The sequence below is a fragment of the Candidatus Cyanaurora vandensis genome, assembly GCF_013285555.1.
GTDB lineage: Bacteria > Cyanobacteriota > Cyanobacteriia > Gloeobacterales > Anthocerotibacteraceae > Cyanaurora > Cyanaurora vandensis.
In genome coordinates, this window is record NZ_JAAXLT010000023.1 from 1 (window position 1) to 24,805 (window position 24,805).

At 55.0% G+C, this 24,805-nt stretch carries 24 protein-coding genes and 1 pseudogene; 5 read left to right on the top strand and 20 right to left on the bottom strand.

The annotated features are described in order from the left end of the window. Positions 1–111 precede the first annotated feature (111 nt). The 10 genes from HFM78_RS01605 to gpmI all read right to left on the bottom strand — a co-directional run bounded on the left by HFM78_RS01605 (position 112) and on the right by gpmI (position 9,029). Entirely contained in the window at positions 112–507 is a 396-nt protein-coding gene (locus HFM78_RS01605; RefSeq protein WP_287127666.1) for a GtrA family protein, read from the bottom strand. Continuing rightward, a complete protein-coding gene (locus tag HFM78_RS01610) occupies positions 504–1,994 on the bottom strand; it encodes an NAD(P)/FAD-dependent oxidoreductase (RefSeq protein ID WP_287127667.1) in 1,491 nt (496 codons plus the stop codon). Before HFM78_RS01610 ends, HFM78_RS01605 begins: the two co-directional genes overlap by 4 nt. A gap of 71 nt (positions 1,995–2,065) precedes the next feature. Further along, the gene (locus HFM78_RS01615) at positions 2,066–2,815 is read right to left on the bottom strand and encodes a YebC/PmpR family DNA-binding transcriptional regulator (protein WP_287127668.1); all 750 of its coding nucleotides are present in this window, start codon (positions 2,813–2,815) and stop codon (positions 2,066–2,068) included. Between the two features lie 71 nt (positions 2,816–2,886). Further along, positions 2,887–3,678 carry a phosphate ABC transporter ATP-binding protein PstB gene (gene pstB, locus HFM78_RS01620; protein ID WP_287127669.1) on the bottom strand — a complete coding sequence of 264 codons (792 nt, stop codon included), beginning with the start codon at positions 3,676–3,678 and terminating at the stop codon, positions 2,887–2,889. 5 nt (positions 3,679–3,683) lie between these two features. After that, positions 3,684–4,667 (bottom strand): phosphate ABC transporter permease PstA, encoded by a 984-nt coding sequence (pstA, locus tag HFM78_RS01625; protein WP_287127670.1) that lies wholly within the window; start codon positions 4,665–4,667, stop codon positions 3,684–3,686. Between the two features lie 2 nt (positions 4,668–4,669). Next, positions 4,670–5,839: a phosphate ABC transporter permease subunit PstC gene (gene pstC, locus HFM78_RS01630; protein WP_287127671.1), complete on the bottom strand. Its 1,170-nt coding sequence runs from the start codon at positions 5,837–5,839 to the stop codon at positions 4,670–4,672. A 48-nt stretch (positions 5,840–5,887) separates the two neighbouring features. Next, positions 5,888–6,775: a PstS family phosphate ABC transporter substrate-binding protein gene (locus tag HFM78_RS01635; protein ID WP_287127672.1), complete on the bottom strand. Its 888-nt coding sequence runs from the start codon at positions 6,773–6,775 to the stop codon at positions 5,888–5,890. A 121-nt stretch (positions 6,776–6,896) separates the two neighbouring features. Next, positions 6,897–7,043 carry a hypothetical protein gene (locus HFM78_RS01640; RefSeq protein ID WP_287127673.1) on the bottom strand — a complete coding sequence of 49 codons (147 nt, stop codon included), beginning with the start codon at positions 7,041–7,043 and terminating at the stop codon, positions 6,897–6,899. 7 nt (positions 7,044–7,050) lie between these two features. Then, positions 7,051–7,365 carry a hypothetical protein gene (locus tag HFM78_RS01645; protein WP_287127674.1) on the bottom strand — a complete coding sequence of 105 codons (315 nt, stop codon included), beginning with the start codon at positions 7,363–7,365 and terminating at the stop codon, positions 7,051–7,053. Positions 7,366–7,430: 65 nt separating this feature from the next. Further along, complete coding sequence (gene gpmI, locus HFM78_RS01650) at positions 7,431–9,029, bottom strand: 2,3-bisphosphoglycerate-independent phosphoglycerate mutase (RefSeq protein WP_287127675.1); 1,599 nt, start codon at positions 9,027–9,029, stop codon at positions 7,431–7,433. A 192-nt stretch (positions 9,030–9,221) separates the two neighbouring features. On the opposite strand from gpmI, the gene HFM78_RS01655 reads away from it, so the two are divergent. Continuing rightward, positions 9,222–10,337 (top strand): methyl-accepting chemotaxis protein, encoded by a 1,116-nt coding sequence (locus HFM78_RS01655; RefSeq protein ID WP_287127676.1) that lies wholly within the window; start codon positions 9,222–9,224, stop codon positions 10,335–10,337. Here HFM78_RS01655 and tyrS read toward each other — a convergent pair. From tyrS to HFM78_RS01700, 9 genes are all read right to left on the bottom strand, one after another. Beyond that, positions 10,334–11,494 (bottom strand): tyrosine--tRNA ligase, encoded by a 1,161-nt coding sequence (tyrS, locus tag HFM78_RS01660; RefSeq protein ID WP_287127677.1) that lies wholly within the window; start codon positions 11,492–11,494, stop codon positions 10,334–10,336. The genes HFM78_RS01655 and tyrS overlap by 4 nt on opposite strands. Further along, on the bottom strand, positions 11,491–12,738 hold the full coding sequence (gene fabF, locus HFM78_RS01665) for a beta-ketoacyl-ACP synthase II (protein ID WP_287127678.1): 1,248 nt from the start codon (positions 12,736–12,738) through the stop codon (positions 11,491–11,493). Before fabF ends, tyrS begins: the two co-directional genes overlap by 4 nt. 236 nt (positions 12,739–12,974) lie before the next feature. Continuing rightward, complete coding sequence (locus HFM78_RS01670) at positions 12,975–13,748, bottom strand: MOSC domain-containing protein (protein WP_287127679.1); 774 nt, start codon at positions 13,746–13,748, stop codon at positions 12,975–12,977. Then, complete coding sequence (locus HFM78_RS01675) at positions 13,745–14,881, bottom strand: hypothetical protein (protein ID WP_287127680.1); 1,137 nt, start codon at positions 14,879–14,881, stop codon at positions 13,745–13,747. Before HFM78_RS01675 ends, HFM78_RS01670 begins: the two co-directional genes overlap by 4 nt. A 2-nt stretch (positions 14,882–14,883) precedes the next feature. Further along, a complete protein-coding gene (locus HFM78_RS01680) occupies positions 14,884–15,294 on the bottom strand; it encodes an amino acid-binding protein (protein ID WP_287127681.1) in 411 nt (136 codons plus the stop codon). Positions 15,295–15,345: 51 nt separating this feature from the next. Next, positions 15,346–16,212, bottom strand: a complete 867-nt coding sequence (locus tag HFM78_RS01685) for a hypothetical protein (protein WP_287127682.1) — start codon at positions 16,210–16,212, stop codon at positions 15,346–15,348. Between the two features lie 44 nt (positions 16,213–16,256). Next, on the bottom strand, positions 16,257–17,612 hold the full coding sequence (locus HFM78_RS01690; RefSeq protein WP_287127683.1) for a ferredoxin:protochlorophyllide reductase (ATP-dependent) subunit N: 1,356 nt from the start codon (positions 17,610–17,612) through the stop codon (positions 16,257–16,259). Positions 17,613–17,624: 12 nt separating this feature from the next. Next, positions 17,625–18,461 carry a ferredoxin:protochlorophyllide reductase (ATP-dependent) iron-sulfur ATP-binding protein gene (gene bchL, locus HFM78_RS01695; protein WP_287127684.1) on the bottom strand — a complete coding sequence of 279 codons (837 nt, stop codon included), beginning with the start codon at positions 18,459–18,461 and terminating at the stop codon, positions 17,625–17,627. A 511-nt stretch (positions 18,462–18,972) separates the two neighbouring features. Beyond that, entirely contained in the window at positions 18,973–19,509 is a 537-nt protein-coding gene (locus HFM78_RS01700; RefSeq protein ID WP_287127685.1) for a hypothetical protein, read from the bottom strand. A gap of 260 nt (positions 19,510–19,769) precedes the next feature. Between HFM78_RS01700 and HFM78_RS01705 the strand changes: the two genes are divergently transcribed. The 4 genes and pseudogenes from HFM78_RS01705 to HFM78_RS01720 all read left to right on the top strand — a co-directional run bounded on the left by HFM78_RS01705 (position 19,770) and on the right by HFM78_RS01720 (position 23,345). Further along, complete coding sequence (locus HFM78_RS01705) at positions 19,770–21,008, top strand: exonuclease SbcCD subunit D (RefSeq protein WP_287127686.1); 1,239 nt, start codon at positions 19,770–19,772, stop codon at positions 21,006–21,008. A gap of 62 nt (positions 21,009–21,070) precedes the next feature. Then, positions 21,071–21,955 carry a glycine--tRNA ligase subunit alpha gene (glyQ, locus tag HFM78_RS01710; RefSeq protein ID WP_287127687.1) on the top strand — a complete coding sequence of 295 codons (885 nt, stop codon included), beginning with the start codon at positions 21,071–21,073 and terminating at the stop codon, positions 21,953–21,955. Between the two features lie 15 nt (positions 21,956–21,970). After that, positions 21,971–22,474 (top strand): annotated as a pseudogene (locus tag HFM78_RS01715) (NYN domain-containing protein); the annotation flags it as partial. A 157-nt stretch (positions 22,475–22,631) separates the two neighbouring features. After that, positions 22,632–23,345 carry a thioredoxin domain-containing protein gene (locus tag HFM78_RS01720; RefSeq protein WP_287127689.1) on the top strand — a complete coding sequence of 238 codons (714 nt, stop codon included), beginning with the start codon at positions 22,632–22,634 and terminating at the stop codon, positions 23,343–23,345. A 253-nt stretch (positions 23,346–23,598) separates the two neighbouring features. Here HFM78_RS01720 and galK read toward each other — a convergent pair whose 3' ends face one another. Continuing rightward, entirely contained in the window at positions 23,599–24,651 is a 1,053-nt protein-coding gene (gene galK, locus HFM78_RS01725) for a galactokinase (RefSeq protein ID WP_287127690.1), read from the bottom strand. Positions 24,652–24,805 lie beyond the last annotated feature (154 nt).

Below are 24,805 nucleotides of genomic sequence, written 5' to 3' on the forward strand. Positions count from 1 at the left end.
AGATAAATCCCCCCCCAAAGTAGGAGTAAAACTAGCGCGGCCCGTAAGCGACGACTCCCAGTCGGCCAAGTCTTAAAATCAAGCTTCGTCATGAATATCACCCCATCGGGTTTATAACTCCCCGCTCCCGCCGCCTACTTTACGGAAACTGAACAGACTATGACCGACAAAACTAACGCCCACCACCATCCCGGCACTGAGGACCCTGGCCCAAACTGTATCCCAATGGAGCAGATCCACCAATAACTTCATAATGACCAAATTCAAGACCATCCCATTGAGGGCGACTCCCGTAAAGACGAGTAACTGCCGGAAGGTGTTTTCCCAGCGCACTGCAAAAACAAATTGACGGCTCAATAAGAAATTCGTGACCAGCCCCGCTAAAGCACTCCCGACAAAGGCCCATACATACCAGAGCCCCAACCCCCGGTTGAGTAGAGCAAAAACCCCCACATCCACCAGCGTCGCCGTTCCCCCCGAGCCCAAATACCTGAGGAACCGGATCACGGAGTCTTGGTCCGTGTGGGCACCAACCGTCCGCCGCCCTCAGCCCCCGCTTCGCCCGCTTCCAGATATTCCGCGTCATTGTTCACACACCAAGGGTCGAAGCGCGGATACCCAGCGATGATATTGCGGGCGGTCAGTAACCCCGTCATCATGGCATGGTCTTGGTTGTTGTAACGGTGCATCCCATTACGCCCCGCCAGATGCAAATTCGGTAACATTTCAGCCACGAAATCGCGCACCGTCTGGACGTTGGTACGGTAATTGTCATCGTAGACCGGGTAAGCCTTGGGGACGCGCACTACCGTCCCATCAATCACTTGGTCTGCCTCCACCAACCCCAACCGCGCCACCTCTGTCGTCCCTAGTTGAATTAAGTCCGCGTCACTCATGGTCCAAAGACCATCTCCCTCAAAGCAAAAATACTCCAACCCGAGACAACTCAACTCCGGGTCCGGGACCATGAACTCCGACCAGTTTTTGAAGTTCTGGATGCGCCCCACTTTGACTTGGGCATCGTGGATGTAGATCCAGTTATCAGGAAAAAGCTCTTTTTTCTGAACGATGAGAGCCACGGTAATAAAGTCGCGGTACCCCAAATTTGTCGCGGCCTGGACCACCGCTGGCGGCGCACTGGGACTGAGGGACTGGATCAGGGTACGGATCGGCATGGTGGTTACGAAATGTTCGCCCCGGTGGGTCTCATCGCCCCCCGGTCCGGTGGTCGTCACTGCCTGCAACTGTCCCGGCTCCCACTGCAACCCCACCACCTGACGGCCCATCAGCACTTCCCCGCCCCGCTGAGTGACAATCTCTGCCACGGTCTCCCACATCTGCCCCGGCCCATGGACAGGATAGCGAAACTGGTCAATCAGGGTTTTAATCACCGCCCCCCGGTCCTGATTCTTGGGTGGAAACAGGGTATTGCGAATCAAGCTCGTCATGGAGAGGCCCTTGATCCGTTGGGCGGCCCAATCCGCGCTGATCGTCCGGCAGTCCATCCCCCAGACCTTCTCGGTGTAGGTTTTAAAAAAAGTCTCGTAGAGCCGCTCCCCAAAATTATTAATCACCCAGTCTTCAAAAGAGCGGACATTCTGGCGCGGGAAAACCTTGGCCTTGCAGTAACTCGCTACACAGAGGGTCGTATAAACCACCCCCAACTTCTGAAAAGTATCAAGGGGCTTAATTGGATAGGCGAAAAACTTGCCATTATAAAAAATCCGCGACAGCCGACCGCGTAGCATCATTTTCTCACTCAAAATCTCGGTCCATAGGTCTTCCACCTCCTGCGACTTGGAGAAGAACCGATGCCCACCGATGTCAAACCGGAAACCTTTGTACTGGGCAGTCTGGGAAATCCCGCCCACTGTAGTTGGGCTTTGTTCGAGGACGCGCACGGTTTGCTGGTGTTTGACCAACTCGTAGGCAGCCGTCAGACCCGCCGGACCCGCACCAATCACCACTGTCTGTCCCGCGCTACGCTCCCCCACCAGCTTTGCCCAAGTGCTTCAAGCCACGGTAACAGTTTTTATTACCGCAAGCTAGCCACCGAAGTCAGTACTTAATCTGCTAACTGTGCCCAAAGCGCATCGGGGAACTCAGCATTAGAAGCTACTTGCTGGACATCATCTAAGTCTTCTAGGCGTTCAATGAGGACCAAGACTTGCTTTGCCGTGGCGAGATCCGTCAGGGTCAAGATATTATCCGGGAGCCACTGGAGTTCCGCCTTGGTGACCGTGTAGTACTGATTTTTAAAATAGTTACTCGTCATTTCCAAGTTAGCGAAGTCTGTATAAACTTCAACGCCCTCCGCAAACTGCTTATAACTCTTAGCATCCGCCGTGAGCGCATCTTCCAAGAGTCGGTCCTCCTCAATAACCCCAGCGAGTTCCACCACGCCCAAGTGTTGAAACAGCCAACTCACCGAACCCAATTCCCCTAAATTCCCGCCCGACTTACTGAGCACGCCCCGGACTTCTGCTGCTGTCCGGTTCCGGTTATCCGTCAGGGCTTCAATAATGAGGGCAACCCCGCTGGGTCCATAGGCTTCATAGCGGACTTCTTCTAAACGATCCGCCGCCAATGCTCCCGCTCCCTTAAGGACGGCCCGGTGAATATTTTCGTTAGGTAAACCCTCCGTCTTCGCCAGTTCAATCGCCGTCCGCAACCGAAAGTTACCCTGGTGGTCCGCGCCGCCCAACTGGGTCGCCACGATGATCTCCCTAGCTAGGCGTGCAAAAAGAGCCCCCTTCGCCACATCATTCTTGCCCTTCTGACGCTTAATCTGCGCCCACTTGCTATGTCCCGCCATCGCCTATCCCTTGACCATTGGACATTGCCGTAGCTGGTCTAACAAAATAAATGGGTATCTACAGGGTCAGGTTAACCAAAGCGGCCCGTGATGTAATCCTCAGTGCGCTTGTCCTTAGGCGAGGAGAAGATTTCACGGGTGGGACCGGACTCGACGAGGTTCCCGATCCGGCTCTCATCGGTGGTGAAAAAGAGCGTGTAATCCGAAACCCGGCCCGCCTGCTGTAGGTTGTGCGTGACGATGATTACGGTCAAATTCTTGCGGAGTTCGAGAATGAGTTCTTCAATCTTTAGGGTAGCAATGGGATCTAGGGCTGAGCAGGGTTCGTCCATCAAGAGGACTTCGGGTTCGACAGCCAAGGAACGAGCGATACACATCCGTTGTTGCTGTCCACCGGAAAGTCCAAGTGCCGAGGAGCGGAGACGATCCTTCACTTCGTCCCAAAGGGCGGACTGACGAAGTGCACGCTCGACAATAACTTCCAGGTCAGCCTTGCCCTTCGCCCCAAAAAGCCGGGGTCCGTAAGCAATATTGTCAAAAATCGTCATCGGAAATGGATTGGGCCGCTGAAAGACCATCCCGACGCGCTTACGGAGGATCGTGACATCCACATCCTTCGCGTAAATATCCTCACCAAATAAAAAGATTTTTCCTTCGACCCGGACAGAGGACCCGCTGGTCTCACTAATGCGGTTGAGAGCCTTGAGGAAGGTGGATTTGCCACAACCGGAGGGGCCGATGATAGCAGTGACTTGACGTTCGGGCATCTCGGCACTGATGTCTTCGATGGCCCGCTTGGGACCATAAAAGAAGGAAACTTTTTGGGTATTGACGGCGTTACGGTTCTTTTGTTCGGTACGCATGGTTTTTACCTGATGGCTCGCTTACGGAATTGGGCACGGAGGATGATGGCAGCGAAGTTCAAGCTGAAGGTAATCACCAACAAAACTAGGGTAGCCGCGTACTGAGCAGGACGGGTCTTCTCCACATCCGACGATTGGGTCGCCAAAATGAAAATATGATAGCCCAACTCCATAAACTGCTTGGTCGGGTCAATGAAAGGCACCACCCCAAAGACCTGGGTCGTCGGTAGGTCTTGCAGCAAAAAGGCCGCACCGGTAAAGAGGATCGGTGCCACCTCCCCCGCTCCCCGCGAGATCGAGAGGATCGAACCCGTCAAGATACCCGGAACTGCCTGGGGTAGGACAACCCGCGAGATTGTCTGCCATTGGGTGCCGCCTAGGGCCTGACTACCCTGGCGCAAGGAGACGGGGACGGCAAGTAGAGCCTCTTCTGTGTTGACAATCACGATAGGCAAGACTAGCAGGGCCATGGTCGCCGCCGCCCAGAGGATCGCTGGCTTCCCAAAGAGTGGATCTGACGTACTGTAGCCCAGCAGTCCGTCTAGTCCCCGCCCCAGGAAAAGAACAAAGAAGGCGACCCCAAACAGGCCAAAGACAATTGAGGGTACCCCCGCGAGGTTGTTCACCGCCGCCCGGATGATCCGCGAGGACTGACGGCCCCCGGCGTACTCCACCAGATAAACTGAGGTCAAGACCCCAATGGGGAGCGCGAAAAGTGTCATCAATAGCACCAAAGCTACGGTCCCAAAAATTGCCGGACCGACCCCGCCTTCATCCAACCCCTTAGCCGGAGAGGTATACAAAAACTCAAACCCGTTGGCACTGACCGTGGGGAAACCCCGGACCACAATGATCCCCAAGAAAGCCACGATAAAGGCGACCAAAAGCCAGGATAGTCCACTTAATAAACCTTCGAGAAAAGTCTCGCGGACTGACTTGTAAGACAGGTCCTCTTTGGAAATCGGGACATACTTAACAGCCTCACTCATAGCTACACTCCCTCACGGACTTTTTGACGAGCGCGGTTGATGATGATCTCACCCATAATATTTAGGGCAAAGGTGAAGACAAACAGGACCGCCCCAATAAAAAATAGCGCGTTGTAATGGTCGCCCCCCGCCACCGCTTCACCCAATTCAGCGGCAATCGTGGCAGTAATCGCCCGTCCTGACTCCAGGACATTACCTGAGAGGATTGAGGCGTTACCCGTTGCCATCAAGACCACCATCGTCTCGCCAATCGCCCGTCCTAGGCCCAAAATCACTGCCGCTGCTAAGCCTGAGACCGCCGCCGGGAGGACGGCATTAAAAGCAGTCTGCCAGCGAGAAGCTCCCAGGGCCATGCTTGCGTCACGAATCGAGTTGGGAACAGCACGCAGCGCGTCCTCAGCAATGGTCGCCACAATCGGGATCACCACCAGAGCTACCCCGAGGGCACCCACTAGCGTATTGAGGTAAGTCCCCTGAGTCCCCAGTTTTAAAGCCCGTTCTAGGCAGGTCTGCTGGAGAGGACCAGCCTCAAAGGAACAACTAGGGAACATCAAGCGATTAAGACCAGGCGTCTGGGTCAAGAACTCAAATACCCAGGGGATGTGGACAAACCACTGCACAAAAGCGGCAATCGTCACCAACGCGAAGAAGCCCAGGACGACTGAAGGCACTCCCGCCAGTAATTCCAACGCGGGTTTGACCACCTCGCGCACTTGGGGAGGGGCTAATTCAGAAAGGTAAATCGCCACTAGTAATCCCACCATGGAGGCGAGGATCGCCGCTGGGATGGCAACCTTGGCACTCCCAATCATCAAAGGTACAAGGGAAAATTTCTTAGTGTCCGAAGACGTCGGTTGCCAGTCGTAGCTCGTTACAGGGTTAGCTTCATAGACGAAATCACCGTCGGCATCGGTCTTAATCGAGCCATCGGGGTTACGGACTAGTTCTTGTTTCTCAATGGTGGCGGACCAATACTGGCTCAAGTCCGTCTCTCCCCCAAAAACAGTGAGGCCCTGAAGCCCCTGGTAGATCAATAGTAAAAAAATCAAGGCAATTGAAAGTACTGCCAGGGTTGAGACGGCAAGGAGCGAATTCTCAATTGCCTTCTCCTGAGTGTACTTGAGGCTGGACTTGTCCGAACGTAAGCCACTCGTGGGGGTCGTCTGGGTCATGGGCTTTCCTATGAGGGAGGGGGAGGCGCAATCCTCCCCCTAAGAAAATTAGCCTTCGAGTTTCTTCAACTCAGCTTGGGCTGTGGCGGGGCTGAGGGGGACATACTCTTCCCCAGCGATCTTCTGGCCTTCAGGACCCAGGACCCACTGCATGAATTGCTTAGCTTCACCCTTGGGTACGCCATTGGTATAGACGTAGAGGAAACGAGAGATCGGGTAGATCCCCTGGGAGATCGCCCGGTCGTTGATCTGACCCTTAACAATCGGGTCCACATAGCCGCCCTTCTTCTTGACGGCTACGGTGTCAATGTCCTTACGGGTGGCGAAGTAACCGACTCCACCGTAGGCAATCCCGTTCGTATCTTTAGAAATGGCATCGGCAAGGGCGGCGGTCCCTTGGAGAACCTTGGTTGAGGAGGCGTAGTCCTTGCCTTCTAGCACTTCTTCCCGGAAGTATTCATAGGTCCCCGAGGAATTCTCACGACCATAGAGGGAGATGGGTGAATTACTGCCCCCCACGTCCTTCCAGTTGGTGATCTGTCCGGTGAAAATTGCTTCGAGTTGTTGATAGGTCAACCGCTTGACCGGGTTGTTCTTATTGACAATGACGGCGAGTCCATCAATCGAGGTTTTGATCTCGATGGGCGTAATACCGTTGCGCTCGGCACTGTCATACTCTTTGGACTTCATCTGCCGGGAGGCATTGGCGAGGTTCACCTGACCATCAACCAGGGATTTGATCCCGGTTCCAGAACCGCCGCCGGTCACCTGGATCTTGGTAGCAGGGTTTTTCTTGGAATACTCGGAGGCCCATTTTGCTGCCATGTTGACCATGGTGTCGGAGCCTTTAATCGTGATCGTCCCGGCTAGGGCAACAGGGGCCAGAACAATAGCGGCAGTCAGGGCCGCAACCAGGGTTTTAACAGGGGTACGCATGGTTTTTCTCACCTACAGGTTCATACCCGCCCCCGGAAGGGCGTTACCTAAAACCGTAACAAGGATGGATTAAGAGGAGGTTAAGAAAAAGGCTGGAATTCCTACCCCAGAACACTTGCGCTCATCCTTGAAACTGTCCTTCAAAGAGGATGTACACGATAAACAAACCGATGAACAGACAGGAGAACACTAGAACAACCGCCAAAACTACAGACCCCAAAAAAGCAAGGGGCGGTTGACCGAAGACCTGGGGACCGGATTTTGCCATGGGAACCTCACTTGACGAATAAATAACCTTCTTCTAGAGCTTTTTTAAGAATTTTCTGGTCATTGAGATCGAAGTAGTTTTTGCGGTTGACCAGTTCAGCGGCGGACTGCCAGGGCCGACCATCAATCACATCCCGTGCTGTCGAAGGATTCAAATAACGCACATTGGTCAGGTCGTCAAACGAAGCCTTGTTAGCGTTCTTAGCGTCTTTTTTGAGCTTTTTGGGAGCACTGATTTTGAAGGTTGCGGCTTGGAGGGGGCTGAGGACAAATCCGCCCCAAGGGAGGAACAGGACCAAAGCCAGGGCAATCAATTTCTGCATGAGGGTCCAGGGAAGGAATGGAGGAGATTATAACAGGACCATCATGCGACAAGGTTAAAAATAGGTTAACGGCTGGCGAGTTGCTGGTAGTGGTGGGGCTGCATCTCATAATCCGTAGGAGCCAACAGCGAAACCCCAGTCATCTCTGGGGGTTGTGGCAGACTAAGAATTTCAAGGACTGTCGGGGCTACATCGGCTAAACACCCGCCCGAGCGTAGCTTCAAATCCAAGCCCCGTCCGGCAACTTTGAGACCCTCGCCTTCGACGATCACAAAGGGCACCGCGTTAGTTGTGTGGGCAGTCCAGGGCTGACCCGCCTCATCTCGCATGAGTTCAGCGTTGCCATGGTCCGCCGTCACCATTAAGGTCCCCCCAGCGGCAATCGTCCCGTTGAGGACCTGACCCACGCACTGGTCCACAGTCTCGATAGCAATCCGGGCGGCTTCATAGTTCCCGGTGTGTCCAACCATGTCGGGATTGGCGTAATTAACTACCAGCAAGCTGTATTTACCCCGTTGCAGGGCCTGGAGGACAGCCTCCGTAACGGCTTGGGCGGACATGGTGGGCTGTTGGTCGTAGGTTGCCACCCGTGGACTCGGGACCATAAAGCGGTCCTCCCCAGGGAAGGGCTCCTCCACCCCACCATTGAAGAAGTAAGTTACGTGGGCGTATTTCTCCGTCTCAGCACAACGGAATTGATTAAGGCGGTGTTCAGCAATCACTTCCCCGAGCAGATGGTCTAGGTTCACTGGGGCAAAAGCGACTTGGACAGGCAACTTAGCCTCGTACTGGGTCAAGGTCGTGAAGGCCAGCGGTTGGATGAACGAGCGGGGGAAGTCCTGAAAATTGGGCTGGACAAAGGCGCGGGTCAACTGGCGGGTACGGTCAGGACGGAAGTTAAAAAAGATCACCCCGTCTCCTGGCTCCACGGCCCCAGTCTGTAAGCGGGTCGGGGGAATGAATTCATCGTTGATCCCCGCTTCTCGAAATTGCAAAATCGTCTGTACTACATCTAGGCCCGTCCCTGGACCCGTCTCGGTCATGACTTGATACATCTTGGCGGTGCGGTCCCAGCGTTTATCGCGGTCCATGGCAAAGTAACGTCCAGCAACCGTGACAATCTGCCCGAAGTTTAAGTCAGCTAATTTCTGGACCACGGGCGCAACTTGCTGGTCAGCTACTGCTGGAGAAGTATCCCGTCCATCCGTAATTATATGGACACAAAGCTCACGGACCTGCTGTTGCTGGACCAGTTCACACAGCGACAACAGGTGGTCTCGGTGGGAATGAACGCCCCCATCGGAACACAGGCCAATCAGGTGCATCTTGCCGCCCCTAGCCCGGACCTGGGTACAACAAGCGACTAGGGCGGGATTTGTGAAAGCACTACCATCGGCAAAAGCATCGCTGATGCGGACTAATTCCTGGGGGACGACCCGCCCTGCACCCAGGTTGAGATGACCGACCTCCGAGTTACCCATCTGACCGGGGGGGAGACCCACCGCCCGCCCAGAAGTGTCCAGTAGGGTATGGGGGTAAACCTGGGTCAGGGCATCCATGACCGGGGTGTGGGCATTAGCTATGGCATTCCCATCGGTTTCCGCCCGGTGGCCCCAGCCATCCAAGATGAGTAACACAAGAGGATAAACAGGTGAGGACGACATAGCGAAAGCCTCGCAAAACGTAACAAACATATCATTTGTTGTTCAAACTTAGTTGCTCTTCAGTAACTTTAAAGAACTCCATCCGCGTTAATCCCCTTGCTTATCCGTAGTTATACTGCCTTTAAAACTTAGTTTTCTTTACCTTCTCTTAACCTAATTAACTTAGGGTAAACACGTGAGTGGCATGGATTTATGACCTCAGACTATCTACGGAACCTCTCCCCCGATTCTGTCCTTGCTGAGTTGCCTTTAGTTGCCTACCGGGTCGTACCCGATACTCAATGCAAAGAAGTGCGCGATTATTTCCAGATGTCACCCACAATTCCCGGTGTCTTGGTGGTTATGCCCGATGAGACCAAGATGCAGGCAATGCTTTCGCGGCGGCGACTTTTTGAGCGGTTGAGCCGTCCCTACGCGCTCGATGTTTTTCTCAAACGTTCGATGGCGGAACTACCGGATATCTGGGCTGAGAATCAAAACTGCCTCATGGTTCCTGGTACACTCCGGGTAGCCGATGGGTTGAGTATGGCCTTGGCTCGTTTCGGCGAGGATGCCTACGAGCCGTTGGTGGTCTCGGTTGCCGATGGGGATTTTCTGTTGGATGTCGGGGACCTCTTGATGGCCCACGCCCGGATTTTTCAGCTAGCCATGCAACTGCTAGACCGTCAGCAACAGGAGACCCACCGATACCTCCTCCGCCTAGAAGACCAGCAAACCCAGATCCAGCAATACACCCGGACCCTTGAGGCCCAACAGGTCCAACTCCAGACCCGTTCAGCCTCCTTAGAGGCTATTCAAAAACAGTTACTTAACCTAGCCGGGGTTTTTGCGACCCAGGGCGGACAAGCTTTTCGTGAGACTTTTGCCGGGATTGATCTCATTACCCAGGAGATTAACCGGATTGTGCAAGACAGTACCCAACTGCGGGTCGAGGTTCTCCACATTTGTAGTATCAGTGAAGTCATCGGTAAGATCGCCAACCAAATTAACTTACTTGCCTTCAATACCGCCGTAGAGTCAGAGCGGACGGGTTCTGGCTCCAAGGGATTGGGGGTCCTAGCCTCAGAAGTACGCCGCCTAGCCCGCGAGACCACCGAAGCCGCCCGTGATATTCGGTTATTGGCCCAAGCGATCCAGGAGAACACCGAACGGAATGTCACCTCGGCCCAAAGTGGCGCACAGGTCGCCACCCATCTCCGCGAAGTCTCCCAATCCGCGAGCCAAGCTCTAGCTAATATGCGTTCGCTGCTCCAGGAGTTGACCGAGAGTAACCAAAAGCTGATTACCACGGCCCACAGCCTCAGTTAAGGAACCAAACGTACACTCTTTTTTTTGCCGACTTGGACCACGGTACCAACTAAACCACTGGCCTCCGTGAAGGTCAATTCTTGGTCCTGTTTCTCCCCAGCGAGGCGGATACCTCCGGCTTGGATTTGGCGTTGGGCCTCGGAGGTACTAGGACAGAGCTGGGCCTGTTTGAGTAGTTGAGTCAGCCGGATGGGGAAGTTTACCGCCGCAAGCGAGAACTCAGGGATTTGTTCTAATTGAGTGGTTTTCCCCAGAGCCAGATTGAGGGCATCCTGCTGGGCTTGGTGGGCAGCTTCTTCACCATGGAGTAAAGCCGTTAGGGTAAAGGCCAGTTGTTTCTGACGAGCGCGACCATCCGGGGGCAGCGTGGTCACATCTACGGTGGTGAGTAAGTTGAAATAGGTCTCCAGTAAGTTATCCGGGACACTCTGCAATTTTTGATACATCAACAATGGACTATCGGTTAGGCCCACATAATTACCCACGGACTTAGACATCTTCTTTACCCCATCTAGGCCCACGAGTAGGGGCACTAATAAACAAAGCTGGGGCGGCTGTTGATAATGAACTTGTAGGTCACGGCCCACAGCGAGGTTAAATTTCTGGTCCGTACCGCCCAATTCAATATCGGCTTGGATGGCAACAGAGTCATAACCCTGCATCAAAGGATAGAGGAACTCGTGGAGGTGAATGGGCTGCTGTTGGTTGTACCGCTCCCGGAAGCCCTCTTTCGCCAACATCTGTTGGGTGGTCATCGTCGCAAGCAGATCAATAATCTTGCTCAAGTCAAGGCTAGCTAACCACTCGCTATTGCGGCGGATCTCCAACCGGGCTGGGTCACTGTCTAGGACTTTACTCGCTTGGTCTAGGTAAGTCTGAGCATTGTGGGCTACTTCCTGGGGAGTCAGGCGGGGACGAGCTTCAGAACGCCCGGTGGGGTCGCCAATCAAGGCGGTGAAGTCGCCAATAATCAGTACAGCCCGGTGCCCTAGGTCTTGAAACTGCCGCAGTTTGTTGAGGGCAACCATGTGCCCGAGATGCAGGTCGGGCCGGGTCGGGTCTACCCCTAATTTCACCCGTAGCGGACGGGTAGTCTGGAGTAATTCATCCAGGGCCGCCGTACCCCCAGGAAAAACTTCCACAACGCCCCGGTTCATTCCTGGAACTTACGGAAGACTAAGGAGACATTGTGACCACCAAACCCAAAGGAGTTAGATAGGACGACATCAATTGGGAGCTTGCGCCCCTGATTAGGTACGTAGTCGAGGTCACATTGCGGGTCTGGGTTTTCGAGGTTGATCGTAGGCGGGGCGAAGTCATTTTGCATAGACAACACCGAAGCTACGGCCTCAACCCCTCCAGACCCACCGAGGAGGTGCCCGGTCATGGACTTAGTTGAACTGATGGCAACCCGGTAACTATGTTCACCGAAGACTGATTTAATCGCTTGAGTCTCAGTGCTGTCATTTGCGGCGGTGCTAGTGCCGTGGGCGTTAATGTAGTCCACTTGTTCGCGCAAGACACCGCCATCTTTGAGAGCTAGACGCATCGCCCGGGCTGCCCCCTCGCCCCCCGGCGCGGGTTGGGTCATGTGAAAGGCATCACAGGTCACGCCATACCCGACGATTTCTCCATAAATCTTGGCTCCCCGGCTTAAGGCGTGACTCAATTCTTCAAGCAGTAAAATCCCGCAGCCCTCACCGATAACGAAGCCATCACGCTCTCGGTCAAAGGGACGGCTAGCCCGAGTCGGTTCATCATTGCGCGTCGAGAGGGCACGGGCTGAGGAGAACCCTGCTACCGAGAGGGGGGTCACGGCTGATTCCGTCCCGCCACAGAGCATGGCCTGGGCGTAACCATGCTGGACTAGCCGGAAAGCATCCCCAATCGCATTGGAGCCAGCGGCACAGGCGGTCACGGTACAGGAATTAGGTCCTTTGGCCCCGGTGAGGATGGCGGTCATCCCCGCCGCCATGTTGTAGATCATCATTGGAACCATGAAGGGCGAACAGCGGTCCGGTCCACGGGTGAGATGAATCTCCTGTTGGTCCTCCATGACCTTGATCCCGCCCGTCCCGGTGCCGATGATAATCCCGACCTGCTCACAGTTGAGGTCGTTGATTTTAAAACTACTGTCCTCCAGAGCCTGCTTACTCGCTGCCACTGCAAAATGAGAGAAGCGGTCCATGCGCTTCGCGTCCTTGCGGTCCATGTAGCTGAGGGGGTCAAAGCCGCGCACTTCCCCGGCGATTTTGGCATCGTGCTGGGTGGAGTCGAACCGGGTGATTGGCCCAACACCGCTTTGGCCCGCCACCAAACCCGCCCAAAAATCAGACACCGTATTACCCAAGGGCGTCAAGGCTCCCAGCCCGGTCACTACTACCCGGCGTAACACGTGCATGCTTTTCCTCTGGAGATATTCTTTAAGGATATCAGGTAGGACCGACCTACTTCACGTAAGAAGGCCCCTCCGCCCCATACCCGGCCGGGCACAGGCGTGGTGGGGGACCAAGGCATCAAGAGATACCCCCAGATTCCCTTGAAAAGGGGAGAAAGAGAAGGTTCCTGTCCTCGCAGGCTGTTACAAGCAGTGCAAATTAATCATTCCACCGCAATCAAGACTCCGCTAAGTTCACATCAGCCAGGAAGTACAACATCCCCCACAGCCAAAGTTTTCGTCGCCTCTGCCGGAGCAATCCGGGTATTAAGACTCAGCCGGAAAAAGTGGTCAAAGCGACCAGGCGCAACCCAGGTTGGTAACGTCTGGGCGCGTCGAGTGACAAAAGTGCGCTGAAATTCGGGATAACGCACCCCCGTCATGGGATCACGCATCGGGACCACACAACGCGCACAGGGATTCACCCCGCTAAATAAAACCGTCCCCACAGTAAAGGGGATTTCGCCCTCGGCTCCATACAAACCATCCTCCCAAAAAGCAGGAACCCCCGTAATCTCAAGGTTCGCCCGCATCCGTAAACGCACTTGGTCCACCGTGAGTCCGGGATACCAACTAGCAACCACTTCTAAAGTTGCCGTACTAAGCAAAGTCGGCCCCCAAGCCCCAGGATCATCGGGAAAACCAATCGTGGCGTTGTCGTCGAAATGGACCGGGTAGCCAAAATACCCACTCAACCAAGTCGCCAGGGCCGTCCGTTCCCGGTCTAGATGAAAAGTCCCCGTTTGCGCCCCGACCGTAAGTTCCACCCAGCGTCCCGGTAAGTCGTAGTGGGCACGGAGTTGGTGAATCTTCGGTTCGCGCTTGCCATTAACCCACTGACCCCGCGCATTTAGCATGACCAAAGCTCGGTCATGAGCCAAAGCCCCGCCAGGCGATAGGGGAGAAGCCGTCAAAGATACCGGGTCCAGAGACTTAATTGGGTAGACCCAGATCGCAGACAAGGTTGGATTCATGGTGAGACCGGGACCTGACGGGCCGCCGCTAGGGTGAGTTTGTGGACCAGCCGTGCTTTCAACTGTTCAAAATAGAGAGCCGTCTCCTCCAGTCCGCCAGCCAAGGCATAACGGCGCAACGGTTCGAGCAACCAAGCCTCCGTCGGCGTTAGCTCTGGGGCCAAAGTACCCCGGTACAGGTTGAGGTTGACCCATTGCAGACTCGACGGGATATGGTCAGCATGGCGTTTGCAGTTCAGCAGGAGATTCTGAAAAATCACTTCCCGGTCCTCCGTCGGGGGGTAAGCATTGACCGCTTGACCGACGGCAAATACCCGGTAGACTAGTTCACGCACTTCCTCCAGATGGGCCGGGACCACGATCTCCTTGACCCGGAGCAGGGTGAACCGCCCCGTCTCGTCAATCGCGTAGACCTGACCCAGGAGATTCGCCGCCAAATTGACCAGAGCCTTATCAAACTCCAGACGGGTCGCTGAGCGTTCCTGCTCGACCTCGAACCAGCCACCGAGCTTGTTGAGTAATGCACTCGCCCGCTCCCGGTGCCGGAGTTCGCCCCCCGCTAACTTAGTCGGGCCGGGAGGACCGGGGACATAGACCGTCTGGCTACCACTGCCCTCCCGCAACCCCGTCTGGAGCGTCACCCCCCGCAGCAACCGACCAACCATCTGGGGCATCGCCTCGGGCCAGAGGTCCGGCAACCGCCCAAAAAGCGTCCCCTCTTCTAGTTTCTCAATCAAGACTTGACGCACTCGTTGGTAATAGATGCCATTGGCACTGAGGACGACGAGGGGCAGAGCCGTCCAATCCCGGCCTTGGCGATAGAGCTTAATCAAGACTTCCACCAAGTCCGTCATCACTTCGAGGAGTTGGTCCGGGTTGGGACAGACCAGCAATACCTCCGGCAGACTCTCTAGGGCCAGTAAGTCCGGCTTCAATAGGCTCCCGTCTATTTGGCGTAGACCCTGGGCGGTTTTGAGCGTCAACCCCAGAGCCTGTAGACCCTGGGCACTGGCTGAACCTCGGCGCGACAAGAAGAACACCCGCTCCAACTCGGTCAACTCACGGGTCAACTGGTAAAAAAAAGCTACCCCCAGCGCACCGGGTGGCAAGATTCCCACCGTGTCTGGGGTCATGATTAACGCTCCTTGAGGGTATCGAGGACCTGACAGGCGATGGGGATGTGGGAGACCTTGAGGATGAGCCGGGTCTGCTCGCCCGGTTGGAAGACACTGGCGTAGGCGAAATCAATGTTCACCTGGGCCTCAGCTAAAGATTTACTCAAGAGGGCCAGTTTACCGGGGCTGTCCGTAATTTCCAGGACCAGAACATCCGCCTCAACCACATAAAAACCCGCTTGGACCAAAAGTGTCTTACACAACAGGGCATCACTCGTGACTAGGCGGATTACGCCTTGCTCCACATTGTCGGTCAGGGAGAGGGCCAGAATATTGATGTCCTGGTCAGCCATCAAGTGGGTAATCGCGGCTAGGCGACCGGGTTGGTTTTGGAGGACAACCGTGAGTTGGCGTTGAATTGTGTATTGCATCAGGGGTCCGTGGTTTGATGCTTACATTATTTACTCGAACGGCATACCGAGTTAAGGCACCGTTATGTCTAATCGGACGAGCCACTCCACACCGCTACCTGGTTCTAACCAAAAAAGATCTTTACCTGTGTTGAGACTATTGCGCGGGGCACTCCAGGGTTCCAGACAGTAGAAATCCTTCCCCCGCACCGTCCAGAAAACCAAGGTGCTGAAGGTGGATTCGGAGGTCAGGCTGAGGGTCATCCCCCGCGCCCGGTCCCGTACTAGAGCCTTTGTCCCGGTGAGGTCTTGAAAAGCCCAATCAATCTCGGCATCCTCAAAGTTGAAACCGTTGAAGGGTTTTGTTTGTTGGGTGGCCTTGTCGGTGTAGGTCGTCACGGGCAGGGTAAAAGCTAGGGCAGACTTAGCCGGAGCGGCGAAATAGGGATGGAATCCTGCACTGAAGGGCATCCGCACCGTGCCGGGGTTGGTGTAGCGTTGGCGGATGGTCAGGCTCGTCCCCAAAAGCTCATAACTAAAATCCAACCGAAAAGCAAAGGGATAGACGGCCTGGGTCTGGGGGGTATCGCTCAGGCTCACGGTGATGCTCGCGTGGTCCTGATGCTGATTAGCGGTCATCTGCCAGGGTAGGTCACGGGCGAAACCATGCTGTTTGAGGGTATAGGTCTTGCCCTCGTGGGTATAACTATCGTTAATCAGATTGCCGCAAATCGGGAAGAGGACCGGGATCCCGCCGCGCACACTCAGTTCGGGGTTAGTGAAGCGGTCATGGTCCAGGTAGAGGATATCCTGCTCACCTATACTCCAACGGGTGACAATCCCACCGCGTTCGGGGACCACCTCAATGGAGGAACGGGCCTCAGTATCAGTTAGGACATGGGTGCGGTAAAGGCCCCGGTGGACAGTATGGGTAAACACAACAACTCCAGGTGTTTCGTCTACCCTACCACCCCCGCTAACCCCTAAACTTCCTGGATCAACTTTTCCCAGCCCAGAGCATTGAGGGCATTGTTGCGGTCCAGGGGTTTGCGGACTAAGCGGAGGACATCATGACTATTGGTGAACCCGTGGATCTGGGAGAAGGTGAACTCCACAGACCATTTGGTGTTGTAGCCCCTAGCTTCGAGCGGGTTCGCGTGGGCCATGCCCGTAATCACGAGGTCGGGGCTGAGTTCACGGATGCGCTGGAGTTGGTAGTAGTTGTCTGGCTTCTCGACGATGCGGACGGCGGGGTGGCCCATCTCAGCACAGGTGCGCTCCAGTAGCTCAATCTCCGCGCCCTGGTAACGTCGGTCCAGGTAGGGGATGCCGACCTCTTGAACCTTCATCCCACAACGGATGAGGAACCGCGCTAGAGAAATCTCTAGGAGATTGTCGCCCATGAAGAAAACCGATTTGCCATTTAGGAACGCTAGATCCGGAGCGAGACTTTCCCAAATTTTGGCCTCACGCTCCGCTAGACCCATGGGTTCGACGCCTAACGCCTGACAGATGGCCTCAATCCAAGCGCGAGTGCCATCGGGACCAATCGGGAAGGGGGCCGTGATGAGCTTGCACTGGAGGGTACGGCTCAAGACTGAGGCTGTCCGGGCGAGGAAGGGATTGACCCCAACCACGTAGGTATCGCGGGTCAAGGGCGGCAACTCCCCAAAGCGCGGAGCCGGGAGCCAGCCGGAGACGGTTATCCCCTGCTTCTGGAGTTCTAGCGTCAACTGATTCACCACTGGGTCAATCAGGGAACCAAAGAGGACCAAGGGGGCGTGGGCGGGTTTAGGCGGTTCTTCTTTTTCTTTTTTGCCAAAGGGTAGGAAGGTTTTGAGCCCAGCGCGCTCCTTCTTTTCTTCTGCCACCGGGTCCGTCGGACAACGCCGCGCCATCGCCGCAAGTACCTGGTCCTCGCCTTGGGTAAAGGCGTAATCCAAGCCGTTCGCCCGGGCCACCACAATCGGTATCCCCAAAGCGGATTCGACCTGCTGAGCAATCCCCTCAAGGTCCATCTTAATGATCTCGGTGGTGCAGGTCCCGATCCAGACAATTACCGAGGGGTTACGGTCCTTTTTGACCTGTTCGCACAAGCCCTTGAGTTCTTCAAAGGGGTTGAGCTTGGCACTGATGTCCCCTTCCTCTAGCTCCGCCATCGCGTAACGCGGTTCCGCGAAGATCATCACGCCCATGGCGTTTTGGAGGAAGTAGCCGCAGGTCTTGGTGCCAATGACCAAAAAGAAACTGTCTTCAATCTTTTGGTACAACCAAGCCACACAGGAGATTGGGCAAAACGTGTGGTAGTTCCCGGTTTCGCATTCGTATACAGCTTGCATGATTTCCTCTCACTACACCAAGGCGGGGACGGGTTGGGGGCGGTTGTAGAAGTCAGACAGCAGACTAAAGAGGTCCCGGTCGGCGGCTTCTTTGGGCACGACACCCTCAGGATTCGCCAAGAGGTGGTCAGCGATGTTTAGGTAATACTGGCAGACGGGTTCGAGGCTGGGGTCAGACTCGGCCATCTCAAAAATCGTCTTACCCTTGACCCGTGAGATGCGGATGTCATCAATCAGCGGCAGGACTTCGAGGACGGGCATGGAGACCGTCGCCACGTACTTATCAATCAGGTCGCGCTTACTGGTCCGGTTGCCAATCAAACCCGCCAGCCGTAACGGGTGGGTCCGGGCTTTTTCACGGCAGGAAGCAGCAATGCGGTTGGCGGCGAACAGCGCGTCAAACCCGTTGTCTGTCACAATCAAGCAATAATCCGAGTAGTTGAGAGGCGCGGCAAAACCACCGCAAACCACGTCGCCCAAGACATCAAACAGGATCACATCGTACTCTTCAAAAGCCCGCAGTTCCTTGAGGAGCTTCACAGTCTCACCGACGACATAACCGCCACAACCCGCTCCAGCCGGCGGACCTCCGGCCTCAACACAGGAGACCCCGGCGTAGCCCGGATAGATGACATCTTCGGGCCAAATATCTTCGTAGTGGTAATCCTTCTCATCCAAGGTATCAATGACCGTGGGGATCAAGAAGCCCGTCAGGGTAAAAGTGCTGTCGTGTTTGGGGTCGCAGCCAATCTGGAGGACTTTTTTGCCCCGTTTGGCGAGAGCTACCGAAATGTTACAACTGGTGGTAGATTTACCGATTCCACCCTTGCCATAGACGGAGAATTTCACGCGCCACTCCTAATTTGCTGTCGTCTGGTGTACATCAGATTATAGGGTATCTCGTTAAATTCAAGTAAATATGATTGAAGAGCTAGGGGTTTGAATTATTAACATTTGTAAGGGTTTGAATTGTTAATATTTGTTGCCGAAAGAAAGGCTTGAAACGTTTGCCCCGTAGTGCGGCAGCGATTTCACTGCTACGGCTTCAAGATTAACTTTTGTTAAAAACTTAGTTCTTTGTGCAGCATCCTGGGCATTAAAGACAACTGCTTGTAGGCAGCAATTGACAATCACTAAAGTGCATTCGCCAGCGAAATAGCCTACTTAACTAGAAAATGGTTCTTACCGGATAAGTAGTAGTTCTTGCCCTGTAAGCAACGGTTCTTGCTCTGTCTAGCCACTCTCCTCTACCCTGTACTTTTTTGCCTTGGTCTCCACAACGCCTGTACCCGGCAAGGTACGGGGCGGAGGGACAACGGTAGTAGGACCTGGCCCACTACCGCTTAATTAGCCAAGATTTTTAGCAGTAGTCTTGGACCGGGACGTCGGCGCAGGTCAAGATGTCGTTCTTTTGTTGCTCAGTAGCTGAGTTGAGGACTGCCTCACGAGCTTGACGGTTATATTCACCGCTGAAAAAACGGGTCGCCGATTGGGTCCGGGCACCCTTTTCGTAGAGGTTAGTGCTGGGGCGCAACCAGAGGGGCAAGGCACCATACTGGCTACCGGGGTTGGGGTTGAGGACAACACCCGTTGCGGTGCTCGTGGTTGCGGTGGGAGCCGGGGCCATCATCGAAGAACCCGTGGTCGGACTGGTAGTGGAACTGGCACTAGGCGTCTCGGCACTGGGGGTCTGCGTGGGGAGGTTCATGGGCTGACCATCACCGGAAGGTAGGTTGTCACGGGGTACAGTGGCGGGAGCCGGGGGTTCCCCACCGGATTTGTAGCTACCTTTAGAACTGGGGACTTCCTGGGGCTTGACAGGAGCAGATTGACCAAAGCTGGGCGCGGCACTCGTCACCAACACCAAAGCAGTCACAACAGCCACAAAACGCTTCATAAATTCCTCATGAGTACACAGATATCCACACTCTACAAATTCAAAGCAAGTTAGCTGCTAGCCCTCAGGTATATTTTGATACTGGTCATTACTCTATCGGGAGCATTATGAAATGATCCTTCTTTTGAGACATAATGCTTTCTGGGTTTTGGTTTGGGCTAATGCAAACCAATGCTCAAAAATTCACAGAGGTTAAGTAGCTTAATCGAACTGTAAGGGGCAATTATTGTATACGATTGTCAAAACTAAGTGGACTACCTGTGCGTATCTTACATCTGGCCGATATTCACCTAGGGGGTGGTTTGGCCCATGGACGGCTCAACCCGCTCACCGGCTACAACACGCGCTTTGAAGATTTCGTTCAGGCCCTGGAACGCTGCATAGACCACGCCCTGAGTGAAGCGGTGGATCTGGTCCTCTTTGGGGGCGACGCTTTCCCCACCGCCACCCCTGAACCCATGGTCCAAGAAGCCTTTGCCCGCCAATTTATGCGCTTAGCTCAAGCCCAAATCCCGGTAGTCTTCTTAGTCGGCAATCACGACCAGTACAACCGGGGCGGGGGCGGCGCGAGCCTCAACATCTACACCACCCTGCAAGTACCGGGCTTTGTCGTGGGCAGTACCCTCACGACCCACCGCGTCACAACCCCGGCGGGGGTGGTCCAGGTTGTCACATTACCCTGGCTACACCGCTCGTCTTTTTTAACTAAAGAGGCGACGCGGGGCTTGACCCTAGCTGAAGTAGACCAACTACTCCTAGACCGGCTCCGCGTCGCCCTTGAAGCAGAAGCCCGCCAGCTTGATCCCACTCTCCCAGCAGTCCTCGTCGCTCACGTCATGGTCGAGACCGCAACCTGGGGAGTCGAGCGGAACCTAGCGGTGGGCCGGGGGTTTACCGTCCCCGTAGACCTATTGGCCCGTTCTGAATTTGCCTACGTCGCGCTTGGACACGTCCACCGCCACCAAATCCTGCACCAAGACCCGCCCGTGGTCTACCCCGGCTCCATCGAACGAGTGGATTTCAGCGAAGAAAAAGAAGACAAAGGCTTTATGCAAGTCGAGATTAAGGACGGGCAGACCCAGTGCCAGTTCATTCCCTTGCCCGCCCGTGCTTTTCGGACTATACGGGTGGACTGTACTACCGGCGACCCGGTTGCCCGTATCCTCCACCAACTCAGCCGGACCCCGGTGGACGGGGCCGTAGTCCGGGTCCTCTATCAAGTCCAAGCTCAGCAGACCGAACGCCTCGACTTGAGTGCAGTTCACCAAGCCCTAGTCCCAGCCTTTTCCTACCAACTGATTCCTCAAGTAGCAAGCCAATTGGCCCAACCGCGTCTCCCTGGACTTGGCGAGGGGTCCACCTCCGACCCGCTGCAAGCCCTCGGTCAATACCTAGATAGCCAAGACCACCTCAAAACGCTCAAAGCTGACCTCATCACCTGTGCTCAGGGCCTTCTCCACGATGAGGACCTCGTACCTGCCCAGCTCCGGTTACTGTAATGTGTTCTCAAACACACGAGAAATGCGGTAAGGTATACAAAGAACACCCAAATCACCCTATTGTGCATTTCCAGGACGTAATTTTTACCCTAAGTAGATTTTGGGCAGACCAGGGATGTCTGTTGGCCCAGCCCTACGATACGGAGAAGGGCGCGGGGACGATGAATCCACACACCTTTCTACGAGCTTTGGGTCCTGAGCCGTGGTCTGTAGCCTACGTTGAGCCCTGCCGCCGTCCCACGGATGGACGATACGGGGAGAATCCCAATCGGCTCCAGCATTACTACCAATTCCAAGTCCTTCTCAAACCCTCGCCCATCAACATCCAAGACCTTTATTTGGCCTCGTTACAGGCGTTGGGCATCCCGGTGGACCAACACGATATCCGTTTTGTTGAGGACAACTGGGAATCGCCCACCTTGGGGGCTTGGGGAGTGGGGTGGGAAGTTTGGCTCGATGGCATGGAGGTGACCCAGTTCACCTACTTCCAACAGTGCGGGGGCTTAGATTGTCGTCCCGTAAGTGTAGAAGTAACCTACGGCTTGGAGCGTTTAGCTTTGTTTCTACAAGGAGTTAATTCAATCTATGACCTAACCTGGACAACGGGCGTGACCTATGGTCAAGTCCATTTACAAGGAGAGATCGAACACAGTACGTACAATTTTGAACAAGCTGATGTACAGTTTCTCCAGGATCTATTTGACCGCTACGAGTCTGAGGCCAAACGCACCATCGAAGGGATGTTGGTGCTACCGGCTCTTGACTACGTACTCAAAGCCTCTCACACCTTCAACTTATTGGAGGCGCGTGGGGTCATTAGCGTGACCCAAAGGGCTTTATACATCCGCCGGGTCAGGGCCATCGCCTGTCAGGTAGCCCAGTGTTACCAAGCACAGCGCGAACGTCTTGACTACCCCTTGTTGAAGTACCCATCCCTGACCTACTAAAGCCAAGAGGAACCTATGTCGAACACTCGTGTCTCCATTTTCATTGATGGCAACAACATGTACTATGCCCAGCAAAAAAACGGCTGGTTCTTTGACCCCCGTAAGATCCTTGATTACTTCCGTAACCAAGAAGAAGTCCTCGTCAATGCTTTTTGGTACCAGGGCATTGAGCACATCGGGGACAAACGTGCTTTCCTCGATGCTTTGATCAACATCGGCTACACCGTCCGTACCAAACTCACCAAGCAATTCATTGATCAAGAATCCGGTCGGACTAGCCAGAAAGCCAACCTAGACGTCGAGATTGTGATTGATATGTTCAACACTGTCTCCATGTACGACCATGTCATCTTGTTTAGCGGCGACGGTGACTTTGAACGGGCTGTCGAATTGTTACGCTCTAAAAACACCCGCATTACCGTCATTGCCACGGAGGGTATGGTTGCCCGGGAACTGCGTAACGCCGCCGACAAATACATTGACCTTAACGACTTGAAGACCAACATCATCAAGACTGATGTCTACAGCAAAGGTGAGCCCATCGCGCCCTACGCCCGCCTCGATAACTCCTCAATTTCCTATTCGCCCGGTTATCCCAGTAGCCGTGAACTGAAGGAAATGGGTTAGCCCGCCCATCGCTAGTGGGGCGGAATCAAGGTGATGATATAGTGACCCTATGGACACCAAAATCCTTGCCGCCCTCGGCGGAGCTTGCCTAATTCTGACTGCCTGTAGCCAAGCTACCGTCGAACTAACCCGACCCACCGATTCTGCCGCTGCCCAAGCCACGAATGCTACTCTCCCTGCCTCACAACGTGCCCAACTAGAGCGCGATGTCCGCCAAGCCCTCGCCCGTCCGGCGGTAGTGGCCCTAGGCAACTCCCCGAGTAAGGGACCTAAGAACGCGCCCCTGACCCTGGTGGAGTTCTCTGACTTTCAGTGCCCCTACTGTTCACGGGCGCGGGATGAATTCATCAAACCTTTTTTCAATCGCTACCCCGGCAAAGTTCGCCTAGTCTACAAAAACTTCCCTCTCAAGATGCATGAACATGCCTACGGTGCAGCGCGGGCTTCCTGGGCCGCCGGTCAACAAGGCAAGTTTTTTGAATACCATGACCAACTATTCAACCGTCAAGCCAGTCTTGGGGAAGCAACTTTCGTGGACATCGCCCGCAAGCTGAAGCTCAACGAGGCCAGGTTCAACCAGGACCGGAAGAGTACAGCAGCAGACCAATCCGTGAAAGCAGATCTAGCCCAAGGCGAGGCGATTAAACTGCGCGGTACGCCAACTTTTGTCCTGAATGGAGTCATCATCCAGGCCGGTACGCCCCTGTCGGTGGTGGATGTAGTCGTGGATGTCCTGAAAAAAGATAAGGGTCTCAAGGTCTGAACAGCCGTCTTTGTGGGGCAATTCTAGAAATCTTATGGAGAGAGTCCTAGCTCGGGAGGAGGAGTGTCAACGCAGCCTCACGAACTAAGCTGTGCTAACCAACTGACGTGTGATGAGCGCGAGTGCTTGAGCTTCGCGCCCCTCCTCACGCTCCTCGTCCTTCTTCCCGAAGGGCCCGTGGTTCTTGAGTCAGAAGGACGGGGTAATCATTATCGGGGAGGTACTTCCGTCCACAATTGAGGAAGTGGTCAGGCTAGGGAACTAGAAGTTTTCCTTGATAGCCGACTTTGGCGTACTGCGCGAGGACTTGTTGGGCAATCGTCGGGGCTTGGTTAGGCTGGACGAGGGCAACACATGCCCCCCCGAAGCCAGCTCCGGTCAACCGTGCGCCGTAGACTCCAGGAGAGTGCTGCAATAGGTTCACCAAGATATCTAAGCCAGGGACGGAGACTTGGTAATCATCGCGCAGACTGGCATGAGAGCTATTCATCAGTTCCCCGAACTGTGGAGCGGATATCCCTTGGGCAGCGTTTAGGACACGGTTGTTCTCGGTGATGACGTGGCGGGCACGTAGGTTTAGAGGGTGAGGAAGAGCCTGGGCAAGGGCGGGGTTGGTAATGTCGCGTAGGGCTTTGACCCCGAGTTGCGCTGCTGCCCGTTCGCATTCCTTGCGTCGCTGATTGTAACCACTGCCAGCCAGAGTGCGCGGGATGCCACTGTCAAGGACCAAGATTTCGCTCTCCGGCGGGAAAGGGAGGACCCGGCGTTCAAGGGTGCGGGTATCCAAAAAGAGCATCCGTCCGGTGGTTGCCAGACTGGAGGCCATCTGGTCCATAATCCCGCAGGCCACGCCCGCGTACTGAATCTCGGCCTGTTGGCCTAGTTGCGCCAGTTTCACATCGTCTATTTTCAGGTCCAACAACTCACGCATGGCCCGGAGCATCGCTATTTCTAAGGCCGCACTTGAGGACAGGCCCGAACCAATCGGTACGGTGGATGTGACATAAACGGCAAGGGGCGGAACGGTATAGCCCAAACTCTCGACCATCTGGATACAGCCCCACAGATAACGGGCGAAACCCTGGGGCGGGTGGGCCGGGATGGTCTGGCTCTCCTGGAGGTTCTCAGAATAGAAATGGTGGTCGGGCTGCTTGTTAAACCCCATTTGGACCGTGGTGAATTGGGGGATGACCGTGGGCAGGACAAAACCATCATTGTAATCCGTGTGTTCACCCAGGAGGTTAACCCGTCCGGGGGCGGTGGCAGTGACCGTGGGGGGTTGTCCAAAAATTGTTGCGTACATCATCAACGCTCCCAAGCGAGGGGACGGGGACGGCCTGCCACCGTCGCGCTAGGCCAGTCGGGGTCTAGGGTCAGGTTTTCAAGGGCACCGTCGGGGTGGAGTAAGAATGTATCTTCAATTTTGGTGCCAGGCAGGCTGGGGTTCCAGGCCACGGCGA